Below are 19,937 nucleotides of genomic sequence, written 5' to 3' on the forward strand. Positions count from 1 at the left end.
GAAACGCATCCATGATCCATATTATTTCGTTTGCTAACCCACGGATGGCACAAGCGTTTGTCGACTATATGGCGAGCCAACATATCCATCTGCAAATCCAACCTTCATCCGAACAACAACAATTTGAGGTATGGTTAGCAGACGACCAACAGGTTGAGCTGGTTCGCAAAGAACTAGAAATTTTTTTACAAAATCCGAATGACCCACGTTATCTTGAAGCCAGCTGGCAAACAGGTCGCACTGATGCCCAGTTTCAATATCGTAATTATCTGACTTTTAGCTATTTAAAACAGCAATCCGGCCCATTGACTATCGCGGTTATCCTGCTGTCTATTATTGTATATCTTTGGGTCACCATGGCAGACCCACGAGAGGTTCTGTCTTATTTAGGCTGGCCAATTGGCGACCAACAAAGTGAATTATGGCGGTGGTTTAGCCCTGCCCTCGTCCATTTTTCCATTTCTCATATTGGCTTCAACCTTGCTCTGTGGTGGTTTCTGGCAGGTCAGGTGGAGAAAAAAATGGGAACAGGAAAACTGTTGACGATCTTTTTAGTCTCCGCACTCTTTAGTAACTGGGGGCAATCGCTGTTTAGCGAAAACAATTTTGGTGGTTTATCTGGAGTAGTTTATGCTCTGGTCAGCTACGTTTGGATCACAGGTGAACGTCGTCCGGAAATCGGTATCGGCATCCCCCGTGGGCTAATGGTGTTCTCTATTGTTTGGCTATTTTTTGGCTATTTCGATCTCTTAGGCATGGATATCGCCAATGCCGCACATACTTCGGGGTTAATCATCGGTTTATTGATGGGAGTATGGGATAATAGGCTTAGTTTTAAACACCAAAGCTCCAAATAAAACATTTTCATAATTAGAGGCTAACGCTGTGAAACAAACCCAGAGACATGATGCAATTGTTGAACTTGTGCGTCTTCAGGGATATGTCAGTACTGAAGAACTCGTCGAACAATTTGAGGTCAGCCCTCAAACTATTCGTCGAGACCTCAATGAGCTTGCTGAACAGAATAAGATCTTACGGCACCATGGTGGCGCAGCTTTGCCTTCTAGCTCCGTCAATACCGCTTACAATGACCGTAAAATCATGTGGTCAGATGAAAAAGCACGTATTGCGCAGCATGTTGCTAGCCAAATTCCTGATGGCGCAACCTTATTTATCGATATCGGAACGACCCCTGAAGCCGTGGCTCATGCCTTAGTGAACCATAAAAATTTACGTGTCGTGACCAATAACTTAAATGTGGCGACTCTGCTGATGCCAAAAGAGGATTTTCGTTTGATCCTGGCAGGTGGAGAAGTGCGCTCCCGTGATGGGGGGATTGTTGGTGAAGCGACCCTCGATTTTATTTCCCAATTTAGATTGGATTATGGGATTCTGGGGATCAGCGGCATCGATATGGATGGCTCCCTGTTAGAATTTGATTACCACGAAGTGCGTACTAAGCGAGCCATTATTGAAAACTCTCGCTGCGTTATGTTAGTTACCGACCACTCAAAATTTGGTCGTAACGCTATGGTAAATTTAGGTAATATGAATCTGATTGATTACCTCTTTACCAATCAAATGCCCCCTGACAGTATTTTAAAAGTCATCGAGCAGCATAACGTTCAATTAGAACTCTGCTAGTTAAAAATTCTCTCTCAATGATGGTAGCCCAGCTGCCATCATCTTTTTCTACCTTTTTCCTTTCTTTTCATCCCCTTGTCATTTCATTGCAATATTAACAATTTATTAAACAGATTAAATTTATACACAAAATGTTATTAGCATCACGCGCTTGTTATTTTTATGCATTACAGGTTGGCATACATACAAAATTTGATTACAATCAAATGAGCGAAAACGAACATTATAGAAAGTTGTTCGAACATCTCAGGGGGATGCATGGAAACTAAAGACTTGATTGTAATTGGCGGCGGAATCAACGGCGCTGGTATTGCGGCAGACGCCGCGGGGCGTGGATTATCTGTACTGCTGCTAGAAGCTCAAGACTTAGCGAGTGCAACTTCATCCGCAAGTTCAAAATTAATTCATGGTGGCTTACGTTACCTTGAACATTATGAGTTCAGACTGGTCAGTGAAGCTCTTGCGGAACGTGAAGTTCTGTTACGACTGGCTCCACATATCGCATTTCCAATGCGATTCCGTCTTCCTCATCAACCACACTTGCGCCCAGCGTGGATGATCCGTATTGGTCTATTTTTATATGATCACTTAGGAAAACGCGTTAGCTTACCAAGCAGTAAGAGCTTAAAATTCAACCAAAATTCCGTGTTAAAACCTGAATTAACCAAAGGTTTCGAATATTCAGATTGTTGGGTTGATGATGCGCGTTTAGTGGTATTAAACGCTCAAGAAGTGGTACGTAAAAACGGTGAAGTCCGTACCCGTACTAAAGTCACTCGCGCTTATCGTGAAAACGGTTTATGGGTTGTTGAAGCTCAAGACTTACGCACTGGCGAAACTCATACTTGGAAAGCCAAAGGTCTGGTCAATGCTACCGGTCCTTGGGTAAAAGAGTTCTTTGATGATGGCTTAAAACTGAAATCGCCTTATGGTATTCGCCTAATCAAAGGTAGCCACATCGTGGTTCCACGCGCTCATGATGAGCCACAAGCGTATATTTTACAGAACGAAGATAATCGAATTGTCTTCGTGATCCCTTGGATGGATGAGTTCTCAATCATCGGTACCACTGATGTCGAGTACAACGGCGATCCAAAAGATGTAAAAATTGACGAAAACGAAGTCAATTATCTATTAAAAGTGTATAACGACCACTTTAAAAAACAACTGACTAAACAAGATGTTGTGTGGGATTACTCCGGAGTTCGTCCTCTGTGTGATGATGAATCTGACTCCCCACAAGCTATCACTCGTGACTACACATTAGACATTCACGATGAAGAAGGCAAAGCACCTTTACTATCAGTATTCGGTGGAAAATTAACCACTTACCGTAAATTAGCGGAAGCAGCTGTGGGTAAACTAGCAGCTTACTATCCACATGCTAGCGGCCCATGGACTAAAAATGGCCAGCTGCCAGGCGGTGATATTGAAGGCTGCGACCGTGATGGTTATGCCCGCGTGCTGCGTCAACATTACCAATGGCTGCCAGAAGGTCTGGCACTGCGTTATGCAAGAACTTACGGTAGCAACAGTAAGCTCATTTTGGCGGGTGCAAATTCTCTTGCTGATCTTGGCGAAGCATTTGGCGCTAATGTGTATGAAGCAGAGCTGCGTTACTTAGTCGAAAATGAGTGGGTTGTAGAATTAGACGATGCAATTTGGCGTCGTACCAAATTGGGCATGTGGCTGAATGATTCAGAAAAACAGCGCATTGCACAATGGCTAGCAGAGCACACTAAAGTGGCTGTGACAGCATAATCTCGTCAAAGAGATAAAATCGTAAAAAACTCGTTGTTATACCAAAAGAGCCAATCCGTACCCACAGATTGGCTCTTTTACTTTTAAACCTAATCCAATACTCTCATATTCTCATTAATTCTTTGCTGGATATGTTTTAGTGTTTGCTGAGTAATTTTATTTTCATATCTATCCTTAACAATACGAGTAAATTGTTGAGCTACTTGGCATATCTTACTAATAATCTCATTCGCATTAACTTCGCTGATATCCGCATCCCTAGCTAAACCCAGCAATGAGCCACGATCTATCTCCAGAGCTTGCCCCATAATATCCATTTGATGATACCCACCAGGACCTTCACAAAAAGTAACATCATAGGCTGGTGCAAGCTTCCATTCCCCTGATGAGGACATAACATAGGCAAAATTCTTTGGGTGATCATCTCGATTATTGAAGATAACATTGAAAACTGCACGTTCGAAAGCAAGCTTTTTCTCTCGTACATCATTCGTACATTTATGGGTTGCTCGTAAGAAAGTAAGATAATCAATAGACCCAGGAATTGTATAGTCAGCACCAGTATAAGATGCAAGGCTTTGCATCGGTACTCTCAAATTATTTTCCCTATCAAAACGTTTAGACGCAAATGCTGTTAACCCGTTTTTCAACGTAAAAAGTAAAGTATCTGGGGTTTGAATTCCACACATTCGCAAGCATTCTGCATAAACCATTTCGATTGCACAAACTTCAGGGTGTTCATGGTTTGCAGGAAACTTCACTAACCAAGCCTCTAAATTAGGGGAACTGACAGTGGTGAATAAGTTAGATTTAAGATCTCGATAGATTAATGCTTTCGGTCTAGCGCCTTGAGGGGAACCACCAATTTGTAATAATTGCTGGAGAAATTGTTCCCCTTCCCCATTTAATACATCTTGTACTTCCGCAGCTAGCTGCTCAAGAGAAATATCAATTTCGCCATTCTCAAGTTCAGAGGAAATAGGTTCAAATGACATAGCACCAATCGCATTATCACCGATATAAGCTAAACGCTCTAATGCACCTATTCTAGCGGCATTCAGACCTCGACGTTTAAACAAGCGGTCCATTAATAACATACCCCACCCATCCGGTAGCGCATCATAAACAGGGCCAGGTAACCCTAATTGATGAGATGGAAAATTGGTGCGAAGTTGAGTTTCTTGTAATGGAAGAAGTAGGGATGAAAGTTCCAATCCTTTGTTTTTAGCCTCATGACTATATTCAAATGCGATCAGAGGACGTCCCGTAATATTGGTTGTTGAAACAAGAGTTCCCCATAACCAATGCTCTCCCCATCCGTTATAATACACATCAACTCGATTAAGCATTTTCACCTATCCTTTTTTCACCCGTTGACGATTTTTACTCTCGTCATAGCGAATAATATCATCAACACTATTTAAGTTAGGTAAAAACAGCCCTTCAAGCTCTTTACTACGTCCAAGCACCATTGCAACTCGGATAATATTCTCAAAGCTGACATTTTTCCCTGCCTCTAGATTTGAAACTGTATTTACACTCACTCCAGCACGTTCAGCGACATCAAGCTGAGTCATTTTTAATGTCAGTCGCTCTAAACGTAATCTTTCACAGAGTTTTTTGACAATTTCACTCGGTTTACTCAGTCTTAAATCCAATATATTATGCCTTAAATTAAAATATTGCCGTTAACACACAATATTATGGATTTAAAGGTCAATTACTGCAAGTTTACTTTTCATACAACCTAGGCTTGCATCTTCTTCGCACCCTGCCTATAATTCGTCCGCAATCTTGCACTTTTCAAAGAGAGTCTTCCTGACGATGAACTAAGTCCTGCCAGAAAATATTTCCAATGCCTTCTTTAAGGTATTCATTTTTCTGTTCCTGGCAGACATAACGTTCTGATCTCTTCTTTTGCGAAGGATAGCATCCCGTTGTCTGCCCTCTATATTCTGGAGGTTTCTATGACGATGGTTTGCCACTTTTCACAACTCACCGTTGAATTTCATCAATCGCCCCTATTTCCACCATTAACGGGTTCGCTATTTAGCCAAAAAACCGCCCTAATTGGTCACAATGGTCGTGGAAAATCAGTATTGATGCGCTTACTTGCCCAACAACTCGTTCCCAGCAGCGGTAACGTTAATTGGCACATGCCATTTATCCATGTGGATCAGCTCACCCGCTTACCCGGCAACACTATTGCGCAGGGGTTAGGCGTCGATGAACTACATCAAGTATTTGCTCGTATTGAAGCGGGTCACGGTACATTGGCAGATTTTGAGCAAGCGGAAGACCAATGGCATCTTCCTGCCACATGGCAAAGTCTATTGGATTCTGCACAGTTACCAGTTTCCATGGAAACCCCGATTGAGCAACTGAGTGGCGGAGAACGAACTCGCTTAGCTCTATGCCGTGCATTTTTACATTCTGAACACTACCTATTATTGGATGAACCGGATAACCATCTCGATAGTGCTGGGCGTCAATGGCTAAGCGAAAAGCTTAGTCAGCACAAAGCGGGTAGCCTAGTGATCAGCCACAACCGTAATTTGCTCAATAAAATGGATACTATCTTTGAATTAACTGAGAAAGGACTACAAGAGTACGGCGGTAATTACACACTGTATGATGAACAAAAAACCTTGATAATCAAAGCCATTGAAGCGCAAGGGGAGCATTTAGATAAACAAATTCGCCAAGAGAAAAAACAGCAGCAAGCCACGTTACAAAAAGCGGCTCAACGACGTAAACAGGGAGAACAAATCCGTAATAGCGGCTCTCAATCTCTGTTATTACTGGATATGCAAAAAAACCGCGCAGAGAAAAGACAATCCAATGTTGCTGAACGCCATCAGCGTGTTCTGGGTAATTTACATAATCAATTACAAGAAAACCAAGATAAAATTAACCACACAAAACCCCAAAAAATGGTATTGAATTACCAACGTGAAGGCGGAAAAATCACGGTATTTGTCTCTCAAATAATGCTGCCTTACGGCTATAACCAACCTTTATCATTCACTGCGTATAGCGGCGAGCACTGGCATATAAAAGGCAGAAATGGTTGCGGAAAATCGACACTCTTAAAAGTATTAGCGGGAGAGCTTACTGCAATTTCAGGTGAACATCGTATCAGTGGGGAGTTTTGTTATCTGGATCAGCATCTTAACTTATTAAATAAGTCTTTACCTGTTGCTGAAGCATTACATCAATATCAACCTGCTATCCCCCTAGAACAATGGCGAACTCAACTCGGTATGTTGCGGATTCGAGGAGATAAATCCTTGCTACCCTTGAATAAACTCAGCGGTGGAGAACAACTCAAAGCGACATTATTAGCGCTTATCCATAGCCCAAAACCACCCGCAGTATTATTGCTGGATGAGCCAGATAACCATTTAGATTTGGATTCTAAACAACTGCTTGAGGAACTTTTGCAAGACTACCAAGGCACACTATTGCTCGTTTCCCACGATGACACTTTTGTGGAACAGTGCAATATCACGCATACCTTAGATTTAGCGGATTAACAGCATCAGGGCTGGCGTTCACAGCCCTGCAACTTAATGAATAAACGTATTTTTTACCCGAGCAGACACCAAAAAGTAAACAATGCCAATCAAACAATACAAGCTGGCATAGAATAAGCTCATCACATAGTTAAAATCGATTTCTAAGTCAAAAGCGAGTGGAAATGCGATGCGAGCAATCGCGATAATAAATACATAAAGCAACATGGTAATAATAAACAATAATTTGGTGCTACTTTTACCTTTAAACGCAGCGATAAAAGACCATAACATCAAGGCAATCACCACGCCCAACCCCCCCTGAACACTATAAAAAGTGGGCGCAAACCCCGCAATATAGAAATCAGAATCTGAATCCGTCGCAAGAGACCAAACCCCTTTAACCAAAGTAATATCTTGTAGCATCATCGAGATTAAATTGCACAACATATACAGCTGGCCCAGTAAGGGTAAAATCAGCCAACCACCAATACCTCGAGGCTGAACCTTTAGCTCATTTTTCAGTGTAGAATAGGAAACCGGCGAAGGTTCTCCACTTGATGATGAATTTACTTCCATTCTGATAACCTTTATTTTTCTTGTAATTGTTCTTCTATAAACGCCTTTAAAACTTGCGCCTGATTATGCTGGGTATCTTTAGCGCTATACAGCAACGTTAGATTGCCATGCCTCGCTTTTTCCACCAATACTTGCCACGCTGTATTAGCCTGTAATTCTTGACGATATTTCTCAATAAACTGATCAAATTGATCGGTATGTTGATGGAACCATTTACGCAACTCATTTGAGGGTGCAACCTCTTTATGCCATTCGTCACACTGTAAATCGGTTTTTTTAATACCTCGTGGCCATAATCTATCGACTAAAATTCGATAGCCGTCCTGTGAACTACTCGCGTCATACACCCGTTTGCAATAAATCATCGGAATTATTCCTCTTTCTATTTCACCACTATCCCGTTGATGAATACCTGTGGGCACGATAAATTACTCCCTATATATTCAATAAAATTAACATACTCCCACGGTTAAAAATGTAGCGACTCGCAATTTTTATCAAAATTTGACCTAAAAGGGTCATAAATAAGAAGATGATGAATATGACCCCTACACAAACTATCCAATTATTGTTGCCCCCTCACTACCGAGTTGATGATTTTTTTGCCTTTCACTTACGTGATCCGCAAAATATTGCCGAGATCGTGACAGAAAATACCTTACGCAAAGGCATTATCTGGCAACAATATCCCGCACAAATTACCTTGTCGATTGAAAATCATAACGCCACTTTTTCATTAGACATCGACGCGTTACAAGTCAGTGCAACGCAACATGAAAAGCTCACTTTAGCCACACATTTATTAGGGCTCAACCAACCCGTGGAGCTGTTTGAAGATATTTATTTATCCCATCCGATACTGGGCAAACTGATCACTCCCCAGCGGGGCGTTCGTGTCTATCAGTCTGCCAGTACCTTTGAAGCCTTAGTTTGGGCGATTATCGGTCAGCAAATCAGTGTATTAGCTGCTATTGCCATTCGTAGACGCTTTATTCAAGCCGTAGGAATGCAACACTCTTCAGGAATTTGGTGTTTTCCAACCGTACAGCAGGTTGCCCAAGTGGATGACAATATTTTACGTAAAACGGGGTTTTCGACTGGAAAAATTATTGCACTGCGCGGCGTCTGTGAAGCCATTGAAAACCAGCGGCTCGATCTTGATCTTACCGTTACACCCGATAATGTCGAAGACGTTACAGCGCAATTGCTGGCAATCAAAGGCATTGGACCTTGGACAATAAGTTATGCGCTACTGCGTGGGTTTAACTATCTGGATGGTTCTCTACATGGGGATGTAGCAGTTCGACGTAACCTGCAAACTTTATTAAACCACACCGAGCAGCCTAGCACCAAAGAGACCCAACATTGGTTAGTGCAATTCGCGCCATGGCGAGCATTGGTTGCAGCCCATTTATGGCGATATCAATCTGCCGCAGGCTATTAATGAAAAAACCCCAATCCGGTACTCCGAATTGGGGTATATATCTCACAATTAATGGCAGTGATTAACGTAGCCAGTTGGTTTTCACTAACTGCACGACTTCATCACCACGACCGCTCATAATCGCTTTCAGCATATATAAGCTAAAGCCTTTCGCTTCTTGTGCTTCAATTTCTGGCGGCATAGAAAGCTCTTGTTTCGCGGTTAGTACATCCACGACTACTGGGCCATCATGGGCAAAAGCTTCCTTCAGCGCGCTATCCAGATCTTCACTCTTCTCAACTCGAATGCCTTTAATTCCTGCGGCATTAGCAATTGCTGCAAAGTTTGGATTTTGTAAGTCAGTGCCCGCAGTCATAAAGCCAGCCACTTTCATTTCCATGGCAACAAAACCTAATACGCCGTTGTTATGAATGATAATTTTAACTGGCAGGTTCATTTGTGATAGAGAAATAAAGTCTCCCATCAACATGCTGAATCCACCGTCACCACACATCGCAATAACTTGACGGCTTTTATCTACGGCTTGTGCACCAATTGCTTGCGGCATCGCATTCGCCATCGAACCGTGGTTAAACGAACCAATCAGGCGACGTTTACCGTTCATTTTCAGGTAACGAGCAGCCCATACAGTTGGCGTTCCCACGTCGCAAGTAAAGATAGCATCATCGTTTGCCAACTCACTGAGTTTGGTTGCCAAATACTGTGGATGAATTAAACCTTCATGCCCCGGTTTAGCCAAATCATCTAACCCTTTACGCGCCTCAGCATAATGCTTCAGTGCACCATCCAGATGTTGACGATTCTGTTTAGCTTGTAAATGAGGCTGTAATGCCGTTAGCGTAGCTTTAATATCGCCAATCAGCCCCATATCAAGGTGACAATGGGAACCTAAGCTGCCAGCATTAATATCTATCTGAATGATTTTTGCATCGGTTGGATAGAACGGGCGATAAGGAAATTGCGTTCCCAGCAGCACCACGGTATCCGCATTCATCATCGCATGATAACCCGATGAGAAACCAATTAAGCCGGTCATTCCCACGCTATTTGGATTATCCCACTCAATATGCTCTTTACCGCGTAATGCATGAACCACTGGCGCATTTAAGGTTTCAGATAGCTTAATCACTTCATCATGAGCACCCGCGCAACCATTACCACAAAATAGGGTAATATTTTCAGATTGATTCAAGGCCTCAGCTAATTTTTCAATTTCAGAGCGCTGAGGCATGATCAATGGCGCTTGTGGTTGATACCATGTTTCTTTTGCCGATTCAGGAGCGTCTTTTAATGCGATATCCCCCGGAATCACCACCACTGAAACACCTTTGTTCAAAATAGCTTTGCGCATTGCGATACCCAAAACCTGCTGAATTTGCTCAGGGTTAGTGACCATTTCACAATAATGGCTACATTCGCGGAACAGTTCAGTTGGATGAGTTTCTTGGAAATAGTTACTGCCAATTTCGCTTGATGGAATATGGGCTGCAATGGCTAATACAGGTACACGGTTACGGTGGCAATCATATAGCCCGTTAATCAGGTGCATATTTCCTGGTCCACAAGATCCTGCGCATACAGCTAGATTACCAGTCAGTTGTGCTTCCGCACCCGCGGCAAACGCTGCGACTTCCTCATGGCGAGTCCCCAGCCACTCAATCGCGCCTTGCTTACGCAAGCTATCAGTTAAACCGTTTAATGAGTCCCCAGTTACACCCCAGATACGCTTAACGCCGGCATTATCCAGTACTTTCGCAACATATGATGCAATACTCTGTTTTTTCATAATGGCACTCTTTTTAAGTCAGATTAAATTTAGCTTATTCGCTATAACAATGATGCATTTAGCAGCCAGTGCTGATATTCATATTTATTCAGTTGAATGCTTTGGATTCTAACTAAATCAATTACCCATTCCTACTTGTGACACTCATTCTAAATCAGAACGAGATATTCCTCCGTGAATATCGAAAGAAGAATGAAATAACAGGACAAATTCAAGGTCGTAAAAGGACAAGCACGTTTCAAAAAAGAACATTCTATTTAATTAATATTTTTGCTCTGAAATCGGCAATCTATCGATATTTATATATAAAAATAACAAAATATTTCATAGCGTAATTTTTATTACGCGCATGGTCACATAACAGACTGAAATATAATAAATTAACTAAAAATAAATAAAGTTAACACTGTCTAAATTTACCCACTTAAAATACCGGCAAAACCGAAACAAAATACCGAAATTTTACATCTTGTCGATATTATCGTATAATGGATCCATATTTGACTATCTACAGGTGATATTTTTGCTCTATTTTAAAAACACAAAAAATCAATATTCCCCCATTAACATGCTTCGCTATAAAAATTTCATATAGCTTATCCAATAAGCTTTTAAGCAATAAATTTCCATTCTATTAGTTTAGATACTGCATTTAATTATCCATACTAACTTTCATTATTTGCAGATTGTCCGAGCAAGTCGGATCGGGAAACCCACATCTTAAATATTGCTAACAATATGGCAAAAAATTCAAATAAGAGGATGGTTCCATGAAAATCAGAAAGAAAAAAGAAAAGCCATTAAATATCAACGACATTACAATCATTGATGATGGAAAATTGAAAAAAGCAATCACCGCAGCTTCGCTGGGTAATGCGATGGAGTGGTTTGATTTCGGTGTCTACGGCTTTTTAGCCTATGTACTGGGTCAAGTCTTCTTTCCGGGCGCATCACCGAGCGTTCAGATGATTGCCGCGTTAGCGACATTCTCCGTGCCTTTCTTGGTCAGACCCCTTGGTGGACTGGTCTTCGGGGTTCTCGGTGATAAATATGGTCGCCAAAAAGTCCTCTCCATGACGATAATTATCATGGCGGTCAGTACCTTCTGTATCGGTTTGATCCCGTCTTACGAAACTATCGGTATTTGGGCACCAATCTTATTATTGATTGCGAAGCTTGCTCAAGGTTTCTCAGTCGGTGGTGAATATTCCGGTGCGGCCATCTTTGTCGCTGAATACTCTCCTGACCGTAAACGTGGATTTATGGGAAGCTGGTTAGACTTTGGTTCTATCGCCGGTTTCGTCATGGGTGCGGGTGTAGTTGTCCTGATTTCCAGTATTGTGGGTGAAGCGAACTTCCACGATTGGGGCTGGAGAATTCCTTTCTTCTTAGCATTGCCATTAGGGATCATCGGTCTCTATCTACGTCACTCTTTAGAAGAAACACCTGCATTCCAACAACATATTGAAAGTTTAGAACAACAAGATAAAGCCAATATCCAAAACCCACCGAAGGTTTCATTTCGTGAGGTTGTCTCTAAATATTGGAAAAGCTTGATGATTTGTGTCGGCTTAGTGATCGCGACAAACGTGACTTACTATATGTTACTGACGTATATGCCGAGCTATTTATCCCATAACCTGAACTATTCTACCGACCACGGTGTGTTAATTATTATTGCGATCATGATTGGTATGCTATTTGTTCAACCACTGATTGGTTTAACCAGCGATAAAATTGGTCGTCGCCCATTTGTGATTATCGGTAGTGTAGGTCTGATTTTATTTGCTTACCCCGCGTTTATGATGATTAATAGCGGATCCGTAGGCTTGATCTTCATTGGATTATTAGGTTTAGCGGTATTACTCAACTGTTTTACTGGGGTTATGGCGTCGATTTTACCGTCGATTTTCCCGACACATATTCGTTATAGTGCATTAGCCATCGCCTTTAATATTTCAGTGCTTATCGCAGGTGCAACACCAACCGTTGCTGCATGGTTAGTGGAATCAACTAATGACCTTTATATGCCAGCCTACTACCTGATCGTGATTGCTTTCATTGGTTTATATACAGGTTTACGTATGCCTGAAACGGCCAATAAGCCATTACGTGGTGCAACACCTGCTGCTTCGGATAGAGCTGAAGCGAAAGAAATTTTGAGCGAGCATTTTGACAATATCGAGCAGAAAGTTGAAGATATTGAACAGCAAATTAGTGAGCTGGAAAAACAGCGTCAATCGCTAATTAATCAGCATCCAAAATTAGATTAACCATTACTAAGAGGAAAGGTATGTCGGCACGTCACCTTGTTTGGTTCCGCGGCGACTTACGAGTCACCGATAATAAAGCCCTTTCCTCTGCCTGTCAGGACTCTGATTCCCAAGTAATCGGCGTGTTCATTGCAACACCCGATCAGTGGGCTAGCCACGGAGTCTCGCCAAGGCAAATCACGTTTATGCACCAAAACCTTATTGAGCTACAGCGCGCACTTGCTGAACGCGGCATCCCACTGGTTTGCCACACGGTTTCGACATTTGCAGATTCCGCGAAATGGCTATTAGAATATGCCAAGCAGCAGCAAGTGAAGGCGCTGTTTTTCAATCAGCAATATGAATTGAATGAGCGCCAACGTGACCAATGGGTTACTCAACATGCCCAATCCCTAAACGTTTTTTCTTATGATGATGCGGTCTTAATTTCGCCTGGTGTAGTTCAAACACAAAAAGGCGAAATGTATCAGGTTTATACACCATTTCGTCGCGCCTTTCTCAGCCAATTAATGATGACTGATTACCGCTCACTTCCCGCTCCCAAGCCACGAAGTGAGCCCATTATCATCGATAATTCTCAGCCACTGTTTCCACATACTCCGGTAGAAATCGCGCCACAGTTTATTGCTGGAGAACAGGCCGCACTGGCAAAATTGAGATTATTTTGTCGTGAAAGAGTACAAGACTATCAGCGAGATAGAGACATTCCTTCCATTGATGGCACCAGCCAGCTATCCCCTTATTTAGCCATTGGCACTCTTTCACCTCGTCAGTGTGTAAATCGGTTACTCGCTGAAAATCCACATATTTTTGATTCCCCTGACAGTGGCGGGTTTAGTTGGTTAAATGAGCTAGTTTGGCGTGAATTTTACAGCCATTTATTGGTCGCGTTCCCTCGCCTTTGTCGTCATCAACCATTTATTGAGTGGACTCAGCATATTCAATGGAACCCTGATGAAGACGCATTCACCGCATGGAAAACGGGACAAACAGGCTACCCGATTGTGGATGCAGCCATGCGCCAACTTAATCAGACGGGTTGGATGCATAACCGACTGCGAATGATTGTGGCGAGTTTTTTGGTGAAAGACCTACTGATTGATTGGCGTAAAGGGGAGCACTATTTTATCAGCCAGTTAATTGATGGCACATTGGCAGCCAATAATGGCGGTTGGCAATGGTCAGCCTCTACTGGCGTCGATGCTTCCCCGTGGTTTCGTATTTTTAACCCAACCACGCAGGGCAAGAAATTCGACCCACAAGGCACCTTTATTCACAAATGGCTGCCTGAACTTCGAAATGTTCCAGAGCAATTTATTCACGAACCCCACACATGGGCTGAATCTAATCAGGTCACTCTGAACTACCCAACCCCGATTGTCGACCATAAACAAGCGCGGCTGAATACGTTGGAAGCGTTTGAGGCAGGGAAGCGGGGGAGTATGACAATAAGGTAAATTTTATTGATGCCCCCGGAGAGTTCACTCATGAATCGCCAGCCCCACTATCTTTTAAAAAATCAGTGGATTGTCATACCTCCGCAATAAGGCTCTATCCTTTATGCCATACAAACTGTGCTTCTCTATATTCGTAATTAATGAATATAACCAGAAGAAAACTAAGTATGTTTATATTAAAGTGCAATGATGCCCCGTTCATTGCGCTATCAATCTTAATACGCGTTCGGGCGAAGTTTAAAGGATTGCAATACACGATCCCAAATTTCAACCATTTGCTCGTCGCTATACTCTTTCACAGTCAATATTCCTGAATTGTGGAGCAAAATCAGCACTAAAGGTTTCAGGTAAGTGACATTTTTTTCATTCGCATTGTATTGAAAACGGTATTTTTTATCGCCATCTTCTTCACCCGAAATTAGCCATTCTTCACCGGCAATCATATTGTATTGCACTTGACCTTTTTTCAACGTGGATGCACCCAACTGCCGCATAACTGGCTTAATCTCGGATGAACGCTCAAGCAAGCTTTCATCTTCACTCCCCAACAAATTGTCCATCACAATGGCCCACGAAAATTGACTGTTTTTAAATAGCATGGACAATTTATATTTGTGGTCACTTCCATCATCCTGAATAAAACCGTAAGGAATACACATCCCTTTTTCGGTCGGAATTTCATTTTTTGGGCGACCGTGTAAGCGAGAAATCAACGATCGCATAGCGGCTAGTTTTTGGAATTTATTCGTATATGGTTTGTTTTTCTCATCGTACTCTAGCTGTTCATCTTTATATTTAGAGCTAGAAACATCTTTAATCTTTGATTTAATAATAAAAGCCACATTATCAATGTAGACATGAGCTTCTAATAAACGAAGGACATCAGGATAAGCATAGCTTTCATTTCTTTCAAAAATAACCCCGTTATCTAATCGCACAATATCTTTCAAAAAGGGTCCATCTGATTCCTCACTCACGCGCTGTTTTTTTAATTCTTCTTCTCGTAACTCAATGCGTTGTTTAAACGAAGGCGGGTAAATAAACTGACTTTCAATCGTCATATCATCAATGGTAATCACCGATGAAAGTTCTTGTGTTAACGCTTTCGGATAATTAAACGTATAGCGACCTAAACAGTAGCTCGGCGCATCATCAAACAGAGAATTAATCACAGCGGAATCTTGTTCATTGAGTGTGTAAGAATAAGAACGGTTTACGACTGAACAGGCGGTTAACACCATGAGCAATAAGGCTCCCAATGACACGATAATTATCTGTTTTTTCATGCGATTACTTTTACCTCATCCCTACTTCTGTGCGTCACTGCCCCCACAAACCTTCACGTGGGTTAATGCGCTGACTCGTCTATAAACACCAATCTATCAATAGGTTCCGTCAGCCAATAAATAGGCTATGGCTCAAGGAAAGATACATAACTGGCGCAATGACGCTCCGTTCATTGCGCCATTAACCTTAATACGCGTTCGGGCGAAGTTTAAAGGATTGCAATATACGGTCCCAAATTTCAACCATTTGCTCGTCGCTATAATGAACAACCTTACTCGATGAATGCATCAGTATGCTAACGGAAGGATGTAGATAGCCAATATTTTTTTCATTCGCATAATATTGAAAATAATAAAATTTATCGGATTGGTTATCATAACGGGGGTCTCGACCTAACGTTAGCCACTCCTCACCCGCCACATTATTGAATTGTGTTTTTCCTTTCCGTAAGGTTTTACCGCCATATTGAGAGAGAACAGACTTTATTTCATCAGCTCTATCCAGCATGCTTTCTTTTTCGCTTTCTATCGTGTTATCCATATCAACCGCCCAATAAAATTGAGGGTTTTCAAAAACCATCGAGATTTCTTCTTGGTGCGGATTTCCATCATCCTGAATAAAGCCATAAGGAATGCAAATTCCTTTTTCGGTCGGAATTTCATTTTTTGGGCGACCGTGTAAGCGAGAAATCAACGATCGCATAGCGGCTAGCTTTTGGGGTTTATTCGTATATGGTTTGTTTTTTTCATCGTACTCTAACTGTTCATCTTTATATTTAGAGCTAGAAACATCTTTAGTCTTTGATTTAATAATAAAAGCTACATTATCAATGTAGACATGAGCTTCTAATAAACGAAGGACATCAGGATAAGCATAGCTTTCATTTCTTTCAAAAATGACCCCGTTATCTAATCGCACAATATCTTTCAAAAAGGGCCCATCTGACTCCTCACTCACGCGCTGTTTTTTTAATTCTTCTTCCCGTAATTCAATGCGTTGTTTAAACGAAGGTGGGTAAATAAACTGACTTTCAATCGTCATATCATCAATGGTAATCACCGATGAAAGTTCTTGTGTTAACGCTTTCGGATAATTAAACGTATAGCGACCTAAGCAATAGGTTGGGGCATCATCAAACAGAGAATTAATCACAGCGGAATCCTTTTCATTAAGCGGGCGTGAATAGGTTTTATTGGGTACAGAGCACGCCACTAAGGCGCTCAATAAAACTAAACCTAAAAAAACAATAAATTTATTTCTTATCATGGTTTAACCTCATCCGTTTGCAAGATTCGGCATAAGGAGCGCAAGGTAAATTTTATCGCCGGGGACAAGTCTCCATCGCCATAACTACCATCCCCTTTCATGGGTGGAAATTGATACGCGTTTTGATGGTCAACGTTCATTTCTAAAATTTCTTTAAATCGACCTTTAGCCTGTAAATTGATGGCGTATTTAGGCACGGTGCCATCACCGGCCCCCCCTCATAATCCCTCGATGAAGTATTCTTCCACTTAAAACTGGATTTAAGTAACGTATACTCCCGTTTATCGCCATACGCCTCCGTTGCTCGACTGTCATCAGACACCCATAGCCACGAGGTCTTATCCCGTAATTTCCATGTCAACGTTTCATCTGAACGGCGAGAATCTTTCGAGTCATTCGCATCAAAATACGCCCCATAAAATTGGTAAGTGTTATCATGATAAGCACTGTCCATTTTTGTCATAAATGGTTTGACTATATATCTAATAATATTTTTATAAGCACTAAAGTTATCATCAATAGTAAATTGCTTTTTATCTAAAATATCCGGTTCATACATCTGCCACCATATTTTTTCCTTGAGGTAAATTTCGTTAAACGGATCACCATTCTGCGGTAACAACAAATCCGTCACGCCATCAGCGCTACCTTTTTCAATCCGTAACCACGGCTGACCATGGTTATATTTCGACGAAGGTAAAAGTTGTAAAGGTGCTGGTGACTGAGCCAATACCGACATTAAGCGTGTTGCACTCATGCCAAGCACTAGCCCCATAGGAAAAGAATGCTCCCCTATTTTCATCATTTTGTAGGCTGTTGGAGAACCTAAATCTGGCATCACACCATGAACTATCCCAAGGATTTTATCTCTGTATGGCGTATCTAATAATTCGGAGGCATAACGCGCCACCAATCCGCCCATAGAATGCGTTACCAGAATGACCTTTTCATGCCCTTCTTCAAACGCCAGTCCATGTCCAATATCCCCATTCTTTTTCGTCCGATATAGATTTAAAACATCATCAATATATTTGGCGAGGTCTTGCGCAGACTGAGCGTTGTCTTGTAGCCAGTTATAGCCAAAAGCGTGAAGAGGGAGTAGCAAGCGGCGATATTTGCCTGCTTCATCAATCGAAAGCGGGTTTGTATCATCCGGAGACAATTTTTTGCCTAAAATATGCTGAAAAATAGAGTCCGAACCATTACCCGCAAAATATTCAGCCGCCTCATCCGCAGAGCCAATTCCATTACTTTTTGCCTTGTTATAATAATCTTCCCATATCAGCAATTCTTTCTGTAATTTGTCGAGAGGCTCGGCATACGAAAATTGTAAAACACTTCCCCAGCCACGTTTTTGCCGAGAATTCGCAAAATAAGTCGATTCATTATCGTTATTATCGACATCTTGGGTCGAATCTGTTTCTGTGGCTTCAGGGGCGAGTAATTTTTTCCGTTTATTGCCGGAAGTCAAAAGCCAACCAAAAGCATCCATCGCCATTCCAAGCTTATTCGTTCGAATGCGCCAGATTGATTTTTTATCTTTCTTACTCCGTAAGTTAGACCCCATGATCCCAGGTAAAAAAATTACGGGAACAACTTTGATTGAAGGTAAATGGAGGTAAGCTTTAGCATTTTGTGATCGATGTTGCCTTGTACATTCCCAAGAAACTTGTTTCTTCTCATCAAATTTACAAAAACTATGTTGGATATTTTCATTTTGCTCATCCTGATTCATATCACATCCTTATAATTTAGGTTATGTAGGCCAACATAACCTAAATATTAAAGAACTGCATTAGGATTATCGGACAGATTTTTATATGACATTCCCCCAAATTGATCACTGTTTAAAACTATTTACTGGGTATGATAGTTAAACAACAACCATAGGAGGCAGTGATGCAAGTAATTTTACAGGTGGATTTCCCATACCAAGGACCGTGGGGTGACGAGATGACGGCTGCAATGGATGGACTGGCGCAGTCCATCAACCAAGAGCCGGGGTTTATTTGGAAAATTTGGACGGAAAACCAGCAAACTCAGCGTGCCGGTGGGATTTACTTATTTGCAAACCAAACGGATGCGCAAGCCTACCTTGAAATGCACAGCGCTCGACTCAAATCCTTTGGTGTACCTGAAGTGAGTGGACAAATTTTTAGCGTGAATACTGCCCTCAGCCAGCTCAACCAAGCACAATTTATCCAGAAATAGCATTCAAATAGAGAGGGCGTTTTTTTACTCTCTCTTACCCCATTTAAAAATACCGAGGTTTATTCGATAAAATCGAATTCATCAACATCCACAGATTGATGAATAACGCGGGAAATAAAAATAAATGGGGTCTGTGGCATGTAATAAATAGAATGTTTTTTAAATTCAAAACGCCTCATTCCCTCATATACCCAATGGCACTCTCTGCCTATCCATGGGGAAGCGGCTAATAACTCGAACGTTTTTTTCAATTCATGATGATACTTTTTGGCTTGATTTACACCAAACTGCCGTATGGTGTAATGAGCAATTTGATAAATATCCTCTTCAGCAACCTTAGAGATTTTATACATTTAAGTCCTTTTCAGCTCTGGCAAAAATATCATCCATGCTACTTTCACTCTCGGGAGAATTTAGCCCATCCAATACCATTTTACGTACATATTCAATACGTTGCTCTCTTTCTTCCAGCATACGTAATGCATCTCTGATCACTTCTGACGTATTGCCATAACGCCCCGACTGGATCATGTCACCAATAAAACGGTTGAAATGCTCGCCCAATGTCACACTGGTTACCCTAGCCATAAACTCACCTACCATTACTTTGTATTACTCTGTCATACAACTATAGCAACGAATTTATTTTACTGCTAGCCAGCTCAACCAAGCGCAATTTATCCAGAAATAACCGACTGAAATAGAGAGGGATTT

At 41.6% G+C, this 19,937-nt stretch carries 18 protein-coding genes; 8 read left to right on the forward strand and 10 right to left on the reverse strand.

Annotated elements, in window-relative coordinates:
- Window positions 1-11 precede the first annotated feature (11 nt).
- From glpG to glpD, 3 genes are all read left to right on the forward strand, one after another.
- Window positions 12-857, forward strand: coding sequence for a rhomboid family intramembrane serine protease GlpG (gene glpG, locus PROVRUST_RS05995; RefSeq protein ID WP_006813842.1), 846 nt, complete (start codon window positions 12-14; stop codon window positions 855-857).
- A gap of 28 nt (window positions 858-885) precedes the next feature.
- On the forward strand, window positions 886-1,644 hold the full coding sequence (locus PROVRUST_RS06000; RefSeq protein WP_006813843.1) for a DeoR/GlpR family transcriptional regulator: 759 nt from the start codon (window positions 886-888) through the stop codon (window positions 1,642-1,644).
- A 258-nt stretch (window positions 1,645-1,902) separates the two neighbouring features.
- A complete protein-coding gene (gene glpD / locus PROVRUST_RS06005; protein WP_006813844.1) occupies window positions 1,903-3,405 on the forward strand; it encodes a glycerol-3-phosphate dehydrogenase in 1,503 nt (500 codons plus the stop codon).
- An 89-nt stretch (window positions 3,406-3,494) separates the two neighbouring features.
- Here the strand turns inward: glpD and PROVRUST_RS06010 are convergent, their stop codons facing one another.
- Both PROVRUST_RS06010 and PROVRUST_RS06015 read right to left on the reverse strand, forming a co-directional pair.
- Window positions 3,495-4,754, reverse strand: coding sequence for a type II toxin-antitoxin system HipA family toxin (locus PROVRUST_RS06010; protein WP_039854609.1), 1,260 nt, complete (start codon window positions 4,752-4,754; stop codon window positions 3,495-3,497).
- A 6-nt stretch (window positions 4,755-4,760) separates the two neighbouring features.
- Window positions 4,761-5,063, reverse strand: coding sequence for a helix-turn-helix transcriptional regulator (locus PROVRUST_RS06015; protein WP_039854611.1), 303 nt, complete (start codon window positions 5,061-5,063; stop codon window positions 4,761-4,763).
- 309 nt (window positions 5,064-5,372) lie between these two features.
- On the opposite strand from PROVRUST_RS06015, the gene PROVRUST_RS06020 reads away from it, so the two are divergent.
- On the forward strand, window positions 5,373-6,941 hold the full coding sequence (locus PROVRUST_RS06020; protein WP_006813847.1) for an ATP-binding cassette domain-containing protein: 1,569 nt from the start codon (window positions 5,373-5,375) through the stop codon (window positions 6,939-6,941).
- A gap of 33 nt (window positions 6,942-6,974) precedes the next feature.
- On the opposite strand, the gene PROVRUST_RS06025 is transcribed toward PROVRUST_RS06020, so the two are convergent.
- Together PROVRUST_RS06025 and PROVRUST_RS06030 are read right to left on the reverse strand one after the other, a co-directional pair.
- Window positions 6,975-7,499, reverse strand: coding sequence for a DUF2569 family protein (locus PROVRUST_RS06025; protein ID WP_006813848.1), 525 nt, complete (start codon window positions 7,497-7,499; stop codon window positions 6,975-6,977).
- Between the two features lie 11 nt (window positions 7,500-7,510).
- Window positions 7,511-7,864 (reverse strand): DUF488 domain-containing protein, encoded by a 354-nt coding sequence (locus PROVRUST_RS06030; RefSeq protein WP_039854614.1) that lies wholly within the window; start codon window positions 7,862-7,864, stop codon window positions 7,511-7,513.
- A gap of 167 nt (window positions 7,865-8,031) precedes the next feature.
- Here PROVRUST_RS06030 and PROVRUST_RS06035 point away from each other — a divergent pair, with 167 nt between their 5' ends.
- Window positions 8,032-8,943, forward strand: a complete 912-nt coding sequence (locus PROVRUST_RS06035) for a DNA-3-methyladenine glycosylase family protein (RefSeq protein ID WP_006813850.1) — start codon at window positions 8,032-8,034, stop codon at window positions 8,941-8,943.
- 61 nt (window positions 8,944-9,004) lie between these two features.
- Here PROVRUST_RS06035 and poxB read toward each other — a convergent pair whose 3' ends face one another.
- Window positions 9,005-10,729: a ubiquinone-dependent pyruvate dehydrogenase gene (poxB, locus tag PROVRUST_RS06040; RefSeq protein WP_006813851.1), complete on the reverse strand. Its 1,725-nt coding sequence runs from the start codon at window positions 10,727-10,729 to the stop codon at window positions 9,005-9,007.
- A gap of 770 nt (window positions 10,730-11,499) precedes the next feature.
- Here poxB and proP point away from each other — a divergent pair.
- Entirely contained in the window at window positions 11,500-13,002 is a 1,503-nt protein-coding gene (gene proP, locus PROVRUST_RS06045) for a glycine betaine/L-proline transporter ProP (RefSeq protein WP_006813852.1), read from the forward strand.
- 20 nt (window positions 13,003-13,022) lie between these two features.
- Window positions 13,023-14,459, forward strand: a complete 1,437-nt coding sequence (phrB, locus tag PROVRUST_RS06050; RefSeq protein WP_006813853.1) for a deoxyribodipyrimidine photo-lyase — start codon at window positions 13,023-13,025, stop codon at window positions 14,457-14,459.
- 215 nt (window positions 14,460-14,674) lie between these two features.
- Here phrB and PROVRUST_RS06055 read toward each other — a convergent pair whose 3' ends face one another.
- The 3 genes from PROVRUST_RS06055 to PROVRUST_RS06065 form a co-directional block, all read right to left on the reverse strand.
- The gene (locus PROVRUST_RS06055) at window positions 14,675-15,745 is read right to left on the reverse strand and encodes a T6SS immunity protein Tli4 family protein (protein ID WP_006813854.1); all 1,071 of its coding nucleotides are present in this window, start codon (window positions 15,743-15,745) and stop codon (window positions 14,675-14,677) included.
- Window positions 15,746-15,932: 187 nt separating this feature from the next.
- Window positions 15,933-17,012 carry a T6SS immunity protein Tli4 family protein gene (locus PROVRUST_RS06060; RefSeq protein WP_006813855.1) on the reverse strand — a complete coding sequence of 360 codons (1,080 nt, stop codon included), beginning with the start codon at window positions 17,010-17,012 and terminating at the stop codon, window positions 15,933-15,935.
- A gap of 142 nt (window positions 17,013-17,154) precedes the next feature.
- A complete protein-coding gene (locus tag PROVRUST_RS06065; protein WP_006813857.1) occupies window positions 17,155-18,747 on the reverse strand; it encodes a lipase family alpha/beta hydrolase in 1,593 nt (530 codons plus the stop codon).
- Window positions 18,748-18,911: 164 nt separating this feature from the next.
- Here PROVRUST_RS06065 and PROVRUST_RS06070 point away from each other — a divergent pair, with 164 nt between their 5' ends.
- Window positions 18,912-19,223, forward strand: coding sequence for a monooxygenase (locus PROVRUST_RS06070; RefSeq protein ID WP_006813858.1), 312 nt, complete (start codon window positions 18,912-18,914; stop codon window positions 19,221-19,223).
- Window positions 19,224-19,282: 59 nt separating this feature from the next.
- Here the strand turns inward: PROVRUST_RS06070 and PROVRUST_RS06075 are convergent, their stop codons facing one another.
- Window positions 19,283-19,576, reverse strand: coding sequence for a type II toxin-antitoxin system RelE/ParE family toxin (locus PROVRUST_RS06075; RefSeq protein WP_006813859.1), 294 nt, complete (start codon window positions 19,574-19,576; stop codon window positions 19,283-19,285).
- Window positions 19,569-19,811 (reverse strand): type II toxin-antitoxin system ParD family antitoxin, encoded by a 243-nt coding sequence (locus PROVRUST_RS06080; protein ID WP_039854619.1) that lies wholly within the window; start codon window positions 19,809-19,811, stop codon window positions 19,569-19,571. Before PROVRUST_RS06080 ends, PROVRUST_RS06075 begins: the two co-directional genes overlap by 8 nt.
- Between the last annotated feature and the right edge of the window lie 126 nt (window positions 19,812-19,937).

It is taken from the genome of Providencia rustigianii DSM 4541 (genome assembly GCF_000156395.1).
GTDB classification, from domain to species: Bacteria; Pseudomonadota; Gammaproteobacteria; order Enterobacterales; family Enterobacteriaceae; genus Providencia; species Providencia rustigianii.

Bases quoted from the DNA above. Each gene is read 5' to 3' on its own strand.
- glpG (WP_006813842.1), top strand. From the start codon at position 12: ATGATCCATATTATTTCGTTTGCTAACCCACGGATGGCACAAGCGTTT.
- PROVRUST_RS06025 (WP_006813848.1), bottom strand. From the start codon at position 7,499: ATGGAAGTAAATTCATCATCAAGTGGAGAACCTTCGCCGGTTTCCTAT.
- PROVRUST_RS06010 (WP_039854609.1), bottom strand. From the start codon at position 4,754: ATGCTTAATCGAGTTGATGTGTATTATAACGGATGGGGAGAGCATTGG.
- PROVRUST_RS06055 (WP_006813854.1), bottom strand. From the start codon at position 15,745: ATGAAAAAACAGATAATTATCGTGTCATTGGGAGCCTTATTGCTCATG.
- PROVRUST_RS06020 (WP_006813847.1), top strand. From the start codon at position 5,373: ATGACGATGGTTTGCCACTTTTCACAACTCACCGTTGAATTTCATCAA.
- proP (WP_006813852.1), top strand. From the start codon at position 11,500: ATGAAAATCAGAAAGAAAAAAGAAAAGCCATTAAATATCAACGACATT.
- PROVRUST_RS06070 (WP_006813858.1), top strand. From the start codon at position 18,912: ATGCAAGTAATTTTACAGGTGGATTTCCCATACCAAGGACCGTGGGGT.
- glpD (WP_006813844.1), top strand. From the start codon at position 1,903: ATGGAAACTAAAGACTTGATTGTAATTGGCGGCGGAATCAACGGCGCT.
- PROVRUST_RS06060 (WP_006813855.1), bottom strand. From the start codon at position 17,012: ATGATAAGAAATAAATTTATTGTTTTTTTAGGTTTAGTTTTATTGAGC.
- phrB (WP_006813853.1), top strand. From the start codon at position 13,023: ATGTCGGCACGTCACCTTGTTTGGTTCCGCGGCGACTTACGAGTCACC.
- poxB (WP_006813851.1), bottom strand. From the start codon at position 10,729: ATGAAAAAACAGAGTATTGCATCATATGTTGCGAAAGTACTGGATAAT.
- PROVRUST_RS06080 (WP_039854619.1), bottom strand. From the start codon at position 19,811: ATGGCTAGGGTAACCAGTGTGACATTGGGCGAGCATTTCAACCGTTTT.
- PROVRUST_RS06075 (WP_006813859.1), bottom strand. From the start codon at position 19,576: ATGTATAAAATCTCTAAGGTTGCTGAAGAGGATATTTATCAAATTGCT.
- PROVRUST_RS06065 (WP_006813857.1), bottom strand. From the start codon at position 18,747: ATGAATCAGGATGAGCAAAATGAAAATATCCAACATAGTTTTTGTAAA.
- PROVRUST_RS06035 (WP_006813850.1), top strand. From the start codon at position 8,032: ATGATGAATATGACCCCTACACAAACTATCCAATTATTGTTGCCCCCT.
- PROVRUST_RS06030 (WP_039854614.1), bottom strand. From the start codon at position 7,864: ATGATTTATTGCAAACGGGTGTATGACGCGAGTAGTTCACAGGACGGC.